Consider the following 14,296-nt stretch of genomic DNA (forward strand, 5'->3'; position numbering starts at 1 on the left):
AAAATTATAAGGTAGTAGGGCAAACAAATTCAGAAACGGAAACACCAGCTTCTTTAATTGCTTTAAATCCGCCTTTTACATCTATTAGATTATGTATTCCTCTACTTTTTAAAATAGAAGAAGCAATCATGCTTCTGTATCCGCCCGCGCAATGCACGTAGAAAAGTTTATTACTAGGAAATTCAGCTAGATGATCGTTTAAGAAGTCTAGCGGAGTATTCGTTGCATCTATAATATGTTCAGATAAAAATTCAGATTCTTTTCTCACATCAAAAACAGGAGCATTTTCAGTTTCAATTGCTTTTTTAAGTCCGTCTGCATCAACCTGACTGACGGTGTCATACTCCATGGCCGCTTTTTTCCAAGCATCGAATCCGCCTTTTAGGTATCCTAAAGTACCGTCAAAACCTACTCTAGAAAGTCTAGTTACGGTTTCTTCTTCCATACCAACGGGAGCTACTAAAAGTAAAGGTTGTTGTACATCTGCAATTAAAGCACCTACCCATGGAGCAAAACTACCATCCAATCCAATAAAAATGGAACGAGGAATATGGCCTTTGGCAAAATCATCTTGATGACGAACATCTAGAACTATAGCACCGGTTTCATTAGCGGCAGCTTCAAAAGCATTCGGCAAAAGTGCCCTAGTACCACGTTCTAATACCTCTTTAATATCTTCATAACCCTCTTTATTTAGTTTTACATTTAAAGGGAAATATTGTGGTGGCGGTAGTAATCCGTCAATTACTTCGTCAATAAATTCGTCTTTCGTCATATCTGCACGTAAGGCATAATTCATTTTCTTTTGGTTGCCCAAAGTATCTACCGTTTCTTTCATCATATTCTTTCCACAAGCAGAACCGGCACCATGAGCAGGATAAACGATGACGTCATCTGCCAAAGGCATAATTTTTTCACGAAGACTATCAAATAAGAATCCTGCAAGGTCCCGCTCTGTCAATACGCCCATTTTTTGAGCAAGATCAGGTCTGCCAACATCACCTAAGAACAAAGTGTCTCCACTGAAAATAGCATAGTCTTTTCCTTTACTATCTTTTAAAAGATATGTAGTACTTTCCATAGTATGACCAGGAGTGTGCAAGGCTGTAATAGTAACGTTGCCTATTTTAAACTCTTGGTTATCAGTAGCAATAATGGCATCAAAAGATGGATTAGCTTTAGGGCCGTATATAATTTGGGCACCCGTTTCCTTGGCTAAGGTTACATGGCCGCTTACAAAATCGGCATGAAAATGCGTCTCAAAAATATACTTGATCTTCGCATTATCTGCAGCAGCCTTCTTTATATAGGGCTGTACTTCGCGTAGGGGGTCAATTATGGCAACTTCTCCATTACTTTCAATGTAATAAGCCCCTTGTGCAAGACAACCAGTATATATTTGTTCTACTTTCATAATTTAATGTTTAATATTGGTACAAAATTACATGTACATATGCTATTGCACAGTAACTTTGGTTACACTCCCTTTTTATACATAAAAAGCCTTGTTGAACGCAAGGCCTTTATTGAACCTGAACTACTCGGTAATGGAAATTAATATACTCGATTGCCCGTGTTGAAATCTAAATGAAATTTTAAAACCAAAGCTTCGCAGGCTGGTCCCAAGGTAATTTATTGTTTATAACAGCGTTGATGGGCAAACATATTCTGATTTTGGTACCGTTGTTTTTGAAATAGCTTCAAAACCTCTTTTAACATCGGTAAAATCTTTCCAACCTCTTTGTTTTAAGATAGATGCGGCTATCATACTTCTATAACCGCCCGCACAATGTAAAACAAAAGGTTTGTCTTTTGGAAACTGAGATAGATGCTGGTTGATTTCATTCAATGGAACGTTGATGGCCCCAACCACATGTTCAGAATCAAATTCGCTCTTTTTTCTAACATCAATGATTAAAGGTTTATCGGTTTTATATTCAGTTTCTAATTCATCGGCATGAATTCTTTTGCTTACCTCAAAATCTTTCCCTGAATTTTTCCAAGTATCAAACCCGCCATCCAAGAAACCTACGGTTTTGTCATAGCCAACCCTTGCCAATCGGGTAATGGCTTCTTCTTGTTTATCCTTATAGGTGACCAGTAAAATTTCTTGTTGAATATCGGGTATCATTTCACCTACCCATTGGGCAAAACTACCTTCTAGACCTATATTAATACTGTTGGGAATAAAACCTTTTGCGAAATCTTCGGCATTTCTTGTATCTAAGACCAAGGCACCTGTTTCATTGGCAACAGTTTCAAAAGCTTCTGGTGAAAATGGGGTAGTGGCCCTATCCATAATTTTATCTAAAGGTTCATAACCCTTAATATTCATTAGAACATTTTTAGGGAAATAACCTGGGGGAGTGGTCAATCCTGTCAATAGTTCTTTAATAAATTCTTCTTTGGTCATATCTGCCCGTAACGCATAATTCACTTTCTTTTGATGTCCTAAAGTATCGGTAGTTTCTTTACTCATCATTTTACCGCAAGCAGAGCCTGCACCATGATTTGGATATACGATCAAATCATCGTTTAAGGGCATAATTCGGTTTCGAAGCGAATCGTATAAATAACCAGCTAGTTTTTCTTCGGTTAGATCCGCAACCACATGTTGGGCAAGATCAGGTCTGCCCACATCACCAATGAACAAAGTATCACCGGTAATAATACCATGTTCTTTTCCGTGTTCATCAATTAACAGATAGGTGGTACTCTCCATAGTATGTCCTGGTGTGTGAATTACTTTTACCTTATAATCACCTACTTCAAATATCTGATTGTCTTTAGCCGTCGTAGCTTCATATGCAGGTTTTGCACCCGGACCAAATACAATTTCTGATCCTACCTTTTTCTGTAAGTCTAAATGCCCGCTCACAAAATCTGCATGAAAATGCGTTTCAAAAACATATTTTATTTTAGCATTGTCTTTATGGGCACGGTCTATATAAGGTTGTACCTCGCGTAAGGGGTCAAATACTGCGGCTACTCCGTTACTCTCTATATAATAGGCTGCGTGAGCCAAACATCCGGTATAAATTTGTTCTACTTTCATGTTGCTGTAAGTTTTAGTTAATACTATAAAATTACCTTTTGTGAAGCGGCTGTACAGTGACATTAGTCACATAAGGGAAATTTCTTAAAAGAATTCCATATAAAAAATAAAGGCGGCCATTACGAGTATAAAATACCCGAAACCTTTTTTTAGTTTTTTACCATCTATGAAGTTGCTGAGGTAGCTACCCATAAAAATACCTACAAAAGATAGGCTGGTAAAAATGGCTAAAAACTTCCAATCGATCAGCATGGTCATAGCATCACCCAAGAAAAAGCCCATTAAGGATTTTATGGCAATTATTATTAAAGAAGTACCTACGGCAACTTTCATTTCAACATTTGCTAAAATGACCAATGCGGGGATAATTAAGAATCCGCCTCCTGCACCAATTAGTCCCGTAATACTACCAACCAATAATCCTTCCAATAAAATTAAGGGGTAGTTATATACCACTACTCCGGTATTTGCAGTATCCTTTTCTTTTTTTAGCATAGCGTATGCCGCAGGAATCATTAAAATGGCAAAAAGCCCAAACATGGCCATTCTACGTGTAAATTGAAAATTATCTATTTCGAATAAAACATCCGGCATTGCCGGTACAACATAATATCTTACCAACGTTACACCTAGTATTGCAGGAATACCAAAAACGATTGCGGTACGCCAATCTACATAACCTTTTAAGTGTTGTTTCCAGCCACCTACCAAGGCACTGGCGCCAACTATAAAAAGGGAATAGGCCGTAGCGGCTTTTTCATTGATAGAAAAAAGATAAGCTAAAACGGGTACGGCAAGAATGGAGCCGCCGCCGCCAATGAGACCTAAGGATATACCTATAATTAGGGCACTGATGTAACCAAAAATATGCAAGATTTCCATGTAATATATTTATATATTACAAATGTAAAGTGGGGTATAAACCTGTGCAGTAACAATGGTTACAGAAGTATTATAAATCCAGAATTTCTAAATAATTTCGGTGAAGTTTTATTTTTTTCATTTCTTCCAGTTTTTTTAATAGTCTAGAAATCACTACCCTAGAGCTGTGAAGGTCATATGCAATTTCTTGATGGGTGCTATGAATAATATCGTCTTTTGTAACCCTGGCCTTTTCTTTTAGGTAGCCAATTAGACGTTCATCCATTTTTTGGAAAGCAATATTATCTAAGGTGCTTAACAGTTCGTTTAACCTAACGTGGTAGCTATTAAATACAAAGTTTCTCCAGGATTTATATTTGGCAGTCCATTCTTCCATTTTTTGAATGGGCACCATAATCAATTTTGCATCAGTTTCTGCAATAGCTCTAATTTCACTTTTATTATCGCCCATACAACAGGCCATGGTCATAGAACAGGTATCTCCTTTTTCCAAATAGTACAACAGTAATTCATCGCCATCTTCATCTTCCCTTAAAATCTTAATAACACCAGAAATCAATAAAGGCATACCCCTAACGTAATCACCTATTTCCATAAGTTTATATCCTTCAGGAACTTCTTTAAAGGTACCTACTTGCACAATTTCATTGATAAGTTCTTCTTCAAAGATTTTTCCGTATTCGGTCGTAAGGTCTTGGATCATGTTATTTTGAATTAATTTTCTGTGCTATTTCCTTATCAAAGTTAAAAAATATATTTGCCCAAATAGATTTGGATACGGCTGCGATCCATGGCATTGTTACCACTAGTGCTGTAACTATTATTATAAACAAAGTACCAATAGAAAGCGCTAAGCCAAATAACAAAGTTAATACGTATGCCGCTACAGCTACGGCAATACCTACGCCGTAGGAAACATACATAGATCCAGTATAAAAACTGGGTTCAATGCTATATTTTAAATGGCACTTTGGGCAACGTTCCTTAACCTTGTTGAAATTACTTAATTTATAAGGATTTGCCGTAAAAAACTCACCTTTATGACAACGTGGACACTTTAAAAAAAGAATACTATATAATTTGGAACCTTGTGGTAACATGTATTTAGATTTTGTATCAAAATTATTGGATCAAACTTTTGAATTTGGTAACATAAGTTACATAAGCGGGTTTATGACTCTTTAGTTTTACGAGAAAGTTATCTTTTTTCAATCTGGCTTCAACTGATATAAATCATATTTTTTACTGGCAATGACGTGTATGTTTGTCTCAAACAAAATTTATATGTGTTCGCTTGTTCAAAAATACAATGTACCAGGACCTAGATATACTAGCTACCCTACCGTTCCTTTCTGGGATATAAATACCTTTTCAGGTAAGAAATGGGAAGAGACGGTCAAAAAAAGTTTTCACGCTAGTAATTCTGTAACCGGTATAAGTCTTTACATACATTTACCTTTCTGTGAAAGTATGTGTACGTTCTGCGGATGCCATAAACGTATTACAAAACGGCACGATGTGGAATTGCCTTATATAAAATCTGTTTTAAAGGAATGGCAGTTATATAGCGTAATGTTCGATGAAAAGCCAATTATTAAAGAGTTGCACCTAGGTGGTGGTACACCAACATTCTTTACCCCAGAGAACTTAAAATACCTAATTGACGGTATTTTAAGACATGCAAATAAAGCAGATGGTGCGGAGTTTAGTTTTGAGGGGCACCCTAACAATACTACCAAAGAACACTTACAAGCTTTATATGACGTTGGTTTTAGAAGAGTAAGTTTTGGAGTTCAGGATTATAATGAAACCGTACAAAAGGCAATTCATAGAGTTCAACCTTTTATAAACGTGAAAAATGTAACAGATTGGTCTAGAGAAATAGGTTATGAATCTGTAAGCCATGATATTATATTTGGACTTCCGCATCAGAAATTAGAGCATGTTATCAATACGATTGAAAAAACAAAGGAATTAAAGCCTGACAGAATTGCATTTTATAGCTATGCACATGTACCGTGGTTGGCCGGTAATGGTCAGCGAGGATATAGTGATACAGATTTACCTGCGGGAGATGATAAGAGAAGACAATATGAGGTAGGTAAAGAATTGTTATTGAAATTTGGCTATCATGAAATTGGGATGGATCACTTTGCATTGGAATCGGACAGTTTGTTTAAAGCCATGGAAAATAAATCACTACATAGAAATTTTATGGGCTATACTAGTTCTAATACCCATTTAATGGTTGGGTTAGGCGCATCTAGTATAAGTGATAGTTGGTATGGTTTTGCACAGAATGTAAAAAATGTTGAAGAGTATCAAAATTTGGTAGCGAACGATATTATTCCACTTTATCGAGGTCATATTTTAACAGAAGAAGATCAAATTATAAGAAGACATATCTTAAATTTAATGTGCCAGTTTAAAACCTCTTGGAGCGAATTTAAATTACATCTACCACAAATGGATAATATTTTAGAAAGGTTAAAAGAAATAGAGGCAGATGGTTTGGTCGTAATTACGAAGGGTAGTCTTCAAATAACAGAAAAGGGTAGACCGTTTGTTAGAAATGTATGTATGGCTTTTGACTTACCATTACAAAAGAAAAAGCCTGAGACAAGGTTGTTTTCCATGACCGTTTAACTTTTTCTAAAAAATAAGACACCTAATCTTAATAACTGTTTAAATAAAATTATCATGAAAAAAATAATCGTACTTACAGATTTTTCAAAACAGTCAGAGCAAGCACTAAAAGCAGCTGCCGATTTGGCTATAAAGCATGATGTTGAGTTATTGGTTGTTCATATGCTAGAACTAAATCAGGCAATACTATCATCACCGGACGGTATGTATATTGAGCAGACCGTTTTTCTAGTGAAATTGGCAGAAAAGAATTTAAAAGAATTTTTAGAAAAACCTTATTTAGAAGGGATTTCTGTAACTCCGGTCATAAAGCATTACAAAGTATTCAGTGAATTAGACACTATAGCTAAAGAGCATGATGCAGATTTAATAGTAATGGGGTCTAATGGCGCTAGCGGTCTAGAAGAAATACTTATTGGTTCTAATGCAGAAAAAGTGGTGCGTAACGCAACAGTACCTGTCTTGGTCATCAAAGGCGAGATAACTAATTTAAGTTTAGATCGTTTTGTCTTTGCGTGTGATTTTAATGATGATAATCTATCTGCCTTTCAAAAAGCAAAGGAGTTTGCAGAAATGATAGATGCTAGTATGGAAGTTGTATTTATAAACACACCGAACGATGAATTTTTAAGTAATAGAGATGCCTATCAAAAAATAAATAAATTTTTGACTAAGGCAAATTCAGCACAGCAGGTAGAAATTTATAATGATTATAGCGTAGTGCAAGGTATTCTTAATTATGGTAAAACTATATTGGCCGATGCCATTGCAATACCTACTCACGGGCGTAAGGGTATATCTCATTTGTTTAATGGCAGTATTGGGGAAGATGTTGTAAACCATTCAAGAATTCCGGTTATAACATTCAAGATATAGGTAACAATCAAATTTATAAATAGAAATAAACCCAAGGTAATTGCCTTGGGTTTATTTGTTTTATGGATTTAAATACTCTCCAATTTATTTTTTGAATTTTGAAAAATATATAATTCCATTTATCTGATTATGGGGAGTTTTTTAGATAACAAGAACCAATAATTCAATTAAAATCACATTAAAGGATAAAAATGTCTTTAATATGACCTTAGTCATATTTTTTCCTTTTTATCCCACATACATTTGTTCTATTAATAAACCAATAAATAGATTAAAAATGAAAATAGTTTTAAGAAATATCGTGGTCGTGTTATCACTCATGCTAGTGGCATGTGGCGGTAAAGAAGAAAAGAAAAAAGAAGGGTTTAGTGTAGACAGAGCAAAAACCTTAGAAAAGACAACAGAATCACCTGCTGTTACTAATGCGGTATCTGCATCTGAACGCGTAGATCTTGATAATAAAGGAGTTGGTCCTATTAAATCTGTTACGCTATCACCAGAAATTGATGCGGAAATGGCAAAAAAAGGAGAAGAAGTTTATTCCCAAATGTGTATGGCTTGTCATAGAGTCGATAAAAAATTTATTGGTCCAGCACCAACAGGTATTCTTAAAAGACGCAGTCCAGAGTGGGTTATGAACATGATTCTTAATCCAGAGGTAATGGTTAAAGAAGATCCTTTAGCAAAAGAGCTTATGGCTGAATTTAATGGTGCTCCAATGGCAAACCAAGGGTTGACAGAAGAACAGGCTCGAAATGTACTTGAGTATTTTAGAACATTGGATTAACAATGAAAAATGTCTTTACACTTTTTAAAAAAAATAACCATAAATATAAGTACTATGAAAAAATATTCATTTTATCTAGCAGCAATTCTAGGCTCCATACTGTTACTTACAGGTTGCGGTAACCAGAATGGCAAAGCTTCATCAGATGGGGCGCTAGCTTCTAACAATGCAGAGAAAGTATATGTAGCACCTGGCGAGCACGATGAATTTTACGCTTTTATGTCTGGCGGATATAGCGGTAATGTAACCGTTTATGGACTTCCTTCTGGACGTATGTTTAAGGAAATCCCGGTTTTTTCTCAATTTCCAACCAATGGATACGGGTATTCAGAAGAGACTAAGCCAATGTTAGAAACTTCTTTTGGTTTTATTCCTGCGGATGATTCTCACCACCCAGATATTTCTCAGACTAATGGAGAATTAGATGGTAGATGGCTTTTTATAAATGGTAATAACACACCACGTATAGCCCGTATAGATTTAAAAACATTTGAAACTGCCGAGATTATAGAGGTTCCCAATAGTGCAGGTAACCATAGCTCATCATATATTACTGAGAATTCAGAGTATGTCGTAGCAGGAACACGTTTTTCTGTTCCTATTCCGCAAAGAGACATGCCTATAAAAGATTATAAAGGAAACTTTAAAGGTGCTCTGTCTTTTATAAGCGTAGAACCTGAAACTGGTAGAATGGATATAAAATTCCAGTTGATCATGCCCGGTTTTAATTATGATTTATCGCACCCTGGTAGAGGTAAATCTCACGGATGGTTTTTCTTTACAACTTACAATACAGAAGAAGCCAATTCATTGCTAGAAGTTAACGCTTCTCAAAATGATAAAGATTTTATCGCAGCGGTAAACTGGAAGAAGATAGAAGAGTACGTTGAAAACGGTGGAGGTACAATGGTACCTGCAAATTATACACATAATGTATATAGTGATGAAACGCATAGTGCTACTTCAACCATGAAAAAAGAAGTGTTAACCGTTGATCCTACAAAGGTACCTGGAGCAATATTCTTTATGCCAACACCAAAATCTCCACATGGGGTAGATGTAAGTCCTTCAGGAGATTACATTATTGGTAATGGTAAGCTTTCTGCAGATCTTACAGCTTTCTCTTTTGATAAAATGATTGCAGCAATTGAAGGTGAAAAGTTTGATGGTGAAGCATATGGTCTTCCAATTTTAAAATTTGAGGATGTTCTTGGCGGAACGGTTAAAAGTGGTGGCTTAGGTCCATTGCATACAGAGTTTGATGGTGAGGGTAATGCATATACTACGTTCTTTATTTCATCAGAAGTTGTAAAATGGAAATTAGGCACATGGGAGGTAATCGATAGAAAACCAACTTTTTATTCTGTAGGCCACTGCATGATTCCTGGAGGTAATAGCAGAAAGCCTTTTGGTAAATATTTAATATCGTTGAATAAGATTACAAAGGATAGATACTTGCCCACGGGTCCTGAGTTAGAGCATTCTGCGCAATTATATGACATCTCAGGAGATAAAATGGAGCTTATATATGACTTTCCAACACATGGAGAGCCACATTATGCAGCAGCTATACCAGCATCTATTTTGGCACCTAAATCGCAAAAAATCTATAAACTGGCAGAAAATGAACATCCATTTGCTACAAAGAATGTCTCAGAAGCGAGAATAGTACGTGAGGGTAATGAAGTTCATGTGTATATGGCAATGATTCGTAGCCACTTTACTCCAGATAATATAGAGGGTATTAAAGTTGGTGATAAAGTATATTTCCATATTACCAACCACGAGCAAGATTTTGATGTGCCTCATGGTTTTATGATGATCGGTCAAAAGAATTCTGGTTTGCTAATAATGCCAGGGCAAACTAAAACATCTGTTTGGGAGCCTAAACAAGAGGGTGTATGGCCATTCTATTGTACAGATTTTTGCTCTGCTTTGCACCAAGAAATGCAAGGTTATATTAGAGTCTCTCCTGCTAATTCTAAGATTGATCTTTCTTGGTCTTTGGGTGAGTAGATATAAAGTAAATAAAGTATTCAAACAAAAGCAGGTCGCGTACCAAGACCGATCTGCTTTTTTATTTGGATATCAAGTGATTTCATAATTATTATTTTAAGATACGATAAGATGAAAAAGGCAAGTATAATAATGATTATTGGCTCTTTATGTTTATTGGGATTATTTGCATTTCCACTTTGGAATATTATGCTAGGTGCTCCTCAATATCCTGACCCATTAGGTATGAATATTCATATTTCTGGTATACAGGGAGTTTCTGAGTTCGATTTACAGAATATAGATGGACTAAACCACTATATAGGTATGAAGACAATACCCAAGGCAGATGAAATGTGGGAGTTTAATGTATTTCCCTTGGTCATTATCGGTATGGTATTTTTAGGTGTGTTTCTAGGCATATTAGGGTTCATGAAAAAAGTTGATTACCGCTATTTTTTAGGTTGGTTTATATTAATGTCCATTTTAGGTGTTTTAGGTATGTATGATTTTAATTTGTGGTTAACGGATTATGGTTCTAACCTTGATCCACATGCTATTATTAAAGTAATAAACGAAGACGGAACGCCAATGACATATAAGCCACCACTTTTGGGATATAAAAAGCTATTGAATTTTGATGTTAGTTCAATGCCGGCAATGGGCGCTTGGTTAATGTTTTTAGGCATGTCGCTAACAGTAGTTGCTTTCATGGTTGGGTGGAAAAGTAATAAATCTCAAATAAATCAATAATTTTAAAATTTAATTATACTATGAAAAATCTAACATTTATAGGGGTAATTTGTCTTTTTGTATTAACGGCATGTAATAGTGAACCAAGATCAGTGGCATATGGGTCTGATGGATGCCATTTTTGTAGTATGACCATTGTAGATAAGCAACATGCTGCACAGTTCATGACCAAAAAGGGAAGAAGCTATTCTTTTGATGCTACCGAATGTATGTTGAATTACCTGCGAGATGTAGAACCAGAAACTGTGGCTTTATATCGGGTAAACGACTATACAGATCCTGGGAATTTTGTTGATGCTACAACAGCAACTTATTTAATTAGTACTAAAATACCTAGTCCCATGGGAGCATTTTTAACTGGTTTTTCTAAGGAAGATGATGCTAAAAAGGCACAGACAGAAAATTTAGGAGATTTATATACTTGGACAGAACTCAATGAAAAATTTAAAAATGAAAATGCGTTTTAAACTTTTAGAATCGTGGATTTATAATTCTTTTATACAGCGTTATCAATACTTTGATAGTTAAATTAGTTTAAGGAAACTACTAAAGAGAATTTAAATTTCTCATAATAAAATGATGCGATACCTAGGCTTATTATACTTTACTTTTTTACTTTTTACTACCGCAAGTTTATGGGCAAAGCCTATTACTATCTGTGAGAGTTGCGAAATAAAATCTATATCTGAGGGTGTAAAACGTGCAGTAGATTTTGATACTCTTTTGGTTAAAAAGGGTACCTATAAAGAATTCAATATTATCATAGATAAACCGCTGACCCTAATTGGTGATAATTACCCTATAATAGATGGTGAAAAGAAGGGTGAAATTATCCGCATCATATCAGACGATGTAACGGTAGATGGTTTTTTCATTATCAATGTAGGAACAAGTTATACTACAGATTATGCTGCAATTCGTGTTGTAAAAAGCGATAACTTTCTAATTCAGAATGTGGTACTTGAAAAACTATTTTTCGGTATATATCTTGAAAAATCTAATTATGGTAAAGTCTATCACAACAAGATAATTGGGGATGCAAAAGATGAGTATAACTCTGGAAATGGAATTCAACTCTGGTATTCGCACCACGTAGAGGTAAGCAGTAATATAGTGCAGGGTGCCCGAGATGGTATTTATCTTGAGTTCTCGGATAACATAACAATAAATAATAACAAGAGTACGGGAAATTTAAGATATGGGCTTCACTTTATGTTTTCCGATAATGATATTTATACAAATAATCTTTTTGAAGACAATGGAGCAGGAGTAGCGGTTATGTTTTCAAAGGGAATTATAATGAAAGGAAATACCTTTAGAAAAAACTGGGGTACAGCTTCTTTTGGGGTGTTGTTAAAAGAAATTAATGATGCAGAAATCAGTGATAATACGTTTGAGGAAAATACCATTGGTATTAATATAGAAGGATCTAACAGAATAGATTATATAGGAAATAATTTCATAAATAACGGTTGGGCTGTAAAAGTGCTGGGAGCCTGTTATGCAAATTCTTTTAAGGGTAATAACTTCATGTATAATAGTTTTGATATATCATATGATGGTAAGTTGAACGATAATATTTTTGACGGAAATTATTGGAGCGATTATACGGGTTATGATTTAGATAAAAACGGAATTGGGGATGTACCATATCGCCCTGTAAAACTGTTTTCTTATATCGTCAATAAAACTCCGGAGTCAATTGTTTTGCTACGAAGTCTTTTTATGGATATTATCGATTTTTCAGAAAAAGTATCACCAGTATTTACACCAGACAATTTACTGGATGCTAATCCCTTAATGACAAAAGTAGAATGATTCATATAGAAAATTTACAAAAGAAATTTGGGAAGAATATTGTTCTTTCAGATTTAGATCTAATCATAGAAAAACCTGGTGTATTTGCTATTCTGGGACCTAATGGATCGGGTAAAACTACCTTGATCAAGAGTGTATTGGGTATGGTTGTACCAGATAAAGGAAATATTTCCGTAATGGGAAAACCAATTAAAAAAAATTTTAAGTACCGTAAAAAAATTGATTACTTGCCACAAATAGCCAATTTTCCTGGTAACCTAAAAGTATATGAGCTTATCCGAATGATAAAGGATTTAAGGCAAAGTCCTAGTGATGAGGAAAGGCTTATTCAGCTTTTTAAACTAGAGCCTTTTTTGGATAAGAAACTTTCAACTCTCTCAGGAGGAACCAAGCAGAAAGTAAACATTGTCATGGCTTTTATGTTTAATAGTCCACTGTTAATTTTAGATGAACCTACAACAGGTCTTGATCCTGCATCCTTAATACATCTTAAAAATCTTATCAGAGAACAAAAAGAAATGAATAAAACGGTCTTGATTACTTCTCATATTATGCAGTTCGTAGCCGAAGTGTCAGATATAATAGTCTATTTGTTAGAAGGAAATATCTATTTCAAAGGCAGTATTGAAGAACTGAAAACCAAAACAGGACAAACAGATTTAGAACACGCCATTGCGGCGATAGCAATAGAACCAGCTCATGTTTAAAATATTAAAATATAGTTTTTACGACCTAATCCGTAGCCGTTGGAGCTATGTGTACTTTCTATTTTACCTTTTATTAGGTTTCGTTCTGTTGTTTTTGAACAATGATGTTTCTAAAGCAATCATTACCTTAATGAATGTTATAATTATTCTAGTGCCCTTGATCAGCACCATTTTTGGAATAATGTATTTCTACAACTCAAAAGAATTTACAGAGTTATTATTGGCGCAACCAGTAAAACGTTCTTCTATATTTTTAGGTCAATATTTGGGCGTAGCGGGTTCTTTAACATTAAGTTTAGTACTTGGTCTTGGTATTCCTTTTGTGCTCTATGGACTATTTAAAAGTGATGCTATTTTTGACTTTTCATTACTCTTGGTTACTGGTGCTTTTCTAACATTGATTTTTACGGTGTTGGCTTTTAACATAGCACTCTCCAATGAAAACAAGATTAAAGGTTTTGGATATGCTGTATTGTTATGGTTATTTATGGCAGTTATTTATGATGGACTTTTTCTTATGTCTTTAATTATTTTTAAACAGTATCCGTTAGATAGTTTTTCTCTTGGTGCAACCATCTTTAATCCAATAGATTTATCGCGAACCTTAATACTTTTAAAGTTAGATATCTCTGCACTTTTGGGATATACAGGTGCTGTTTTTAAAAAGTTCTTTGGTACGGATCAAGGTCTCTTTGTGTCCATTTTTATGCTTATATTTTGGACGGTATTACCAATTTGGCGTTTGGTATTCGTATCTAGGAAAAAAGATTTTTAACT

Annotated in this window: 14 protein-coding genes; 9 read left to right on the plus strand and 5 right to left on the minus strand. The window is 34.9% G+C overall.

Going from position 1 to position 14,296, the window contains the following annotated elements; genetic code table 11:
• Positions 1-4: 4 nt before the first annotated feature.
• From BW936_RS16545 to BW936_RS16565, 5 genes are all read right to left on the minus strand, one after another.
• Entirely contained in the window at positions 5-1,414 is a 1,410-nt protein-coding gene (locus BW936_RS16545; RefSeq protein WP_076550369.1) for an MBL fold metallo-hydrolase, read from the minus strand.
• A gap of 225 nt (positions 1,415-1,639) precedes the next feature.
• Positions 1,640-3,055: an MBL fold metallo-hydrolase gene (locus BW936_RS16550; protein ID WP_076550372.1), complete on the minus strand. Its 1,416-nt coding sequence runs from the start codon at positions 3,053-3,055 to the stop codon at positions 1,640-1,642.
• An 84-nt stretch (positions 3,056-3,139) separates the two neighbouring features.
• On the minus strand, positions 3,140-3,937 hold the full coding sequence (locus BW936_RS16555) for a sulfite exporter TauE/SafE family protein (RefSeq protein WP_076550375.1): 798 nt from the start codon (positions 3,935-3,937) through the stop codon (positions 3,140-3,142).
• Positions 3,938-4,007: 70 nt separating this feature from the next.
• Positions 4,008-4,640, minus strand: coding sequence for a Crp/Fnr family transcriptional regulator (locus BW936_RS16560; protein WP_076550378.1), 633 nt, complete (start codon positions 4,638-4,640; stop codon positions 4,008-4,010).
• Between the two features lies 1 nt (position 4,641).
• Positions 4,642-5,037, minus strand: a complete 396-nt coding sequence (locus BW936_RS16565; RefSeq protein WP_076550381.1) for a DUF983 domain-containing protein — start codon at positions 5,035-5,037, stop codon at positions 4,642-4,644.
• 184 nt (positions 5,038-5,221) lie between these two features.
• On the opposite strand from BW936_RS16565, the gene hemN reads away from it, so the two are divergent.
• From hemN to BW936_RS16610, 9 genes are all read left to right on the plus strand, one after another.
• Positions 5,222-6,583: an oxygen-independent coproporphyrinogen III oxidase gene (gene hemN / locus BW936_RS16570; RefSeq protein ID WP_084182121.1), complete on the plus strand. Its 1,362-nt coding sequence runs from the start codon at positions 5,222-5,224 to the stop codon at positions 6,581-6,583.
• A gap of 54 nt (positions 6,584-6,637) precedes the next feature.
• Entirely contained in the window at positions 6,638-7,459 is an 822-nt protein-coding gene (locus tag BW936_RS16575) for a universal stress protein (protein ID WP_076550385.1), read from the plus strand.
• A 277-nt stretch (positions 7,460-7,736) separates the two neighbouring features.
• On the plus strand, positions 7,737-8,246 hold the full coding sequence (locus BW936_RS16580) for a c-type cytochrome (protein WP_076550387.1): 510 nt from the start codon (positions 7,737-7,739) through the stop codon (positions 8,244-8,246).
• Between the two features lie 54 nt (positions 8,247-8,300).
• Positions 8,301-10,262: a Sec-dependent nitrous-oxide reductase gene (gene nosZ, locus BW936_RS16585; protein WP_076550573.1), complete on the plus strand. Its 1,962-nt coding sequence runs from the start codon at positions 8,301-8,303 to the stop codon at positions 10,260-10,262.
• 111 nt (positions 10,263-10,373) lie between these two features.
• Entirely contained in the window at positions 10,374-10,994 is a 621-nt protein-coding gene (locus BW936_RS16590) for a hypothetical protein (RefSeq protein ID WP_076550389.1), read from the plus strand.
• Positions 10,995-11,014: 20 nt separating this feature from the next.
• Positions 11,015-11,461, plus strand: a complete 447-nt coding sequence (locus tag BW936_RS16595; RefSeq protein ID WP_076550391.1) for a nitrous oxide reductase accessory protein NosL — start codon at positions 11,015-11,017, stop codon at positions 11,459-11,461.
• Between the two features lie 112 nt (positions 11,462-11,573).
• Complete coding sequence (locus BW936_RS16600) at positions 11,574-12,812, plus strand: nitrous oxide reductase family maturation protein NosD (protein WP_076550575.1); 1,239 nt, start codon at positions 11,574-11,576, stop codon at positions 12,810-12,812.
• Entirely contained in the window at positions 12,809-13,519 is a 711-nt protein-coding gene (locus BW936_RS16605) for an ABC transporter ATP-binding protein (protein ID WP_076550393.1), read from the plus strand. Before BW936_RS16600 ends, BW936_RS16605 begins: the two co-directional genes overlap by 4 nt.
• The gene (locus BW936_RS16610; protein ID WP_076550395.1) at positions 13,512-14,294 is read left to right on the plus strand and encodes an ABC transporter permease; all 783 of its coding nucleotides are present in this window, start codon (positions 13,512-13,514) and stop codon (positions 14,292-14,294) included. Before BW936_RS16605 ends, BW936_RS16610 begins: the two co-directional genes overlap by 8 nt.
• Positions 14,295-14,296: the final 2 nt, after the last annotated feature.

Origin of the sequence: Maribacter ulvicola (genome assembly GCF_900155985.1) — a bacterium.
In the GTDB taxonomy this organism is placed as follows: domain Bacteria; phylum Bacteroidota; class Bacteroidia; order Flavobacteriales; family Flavobacteriaceae; genus Maribacter; species Maribacter ulvicola.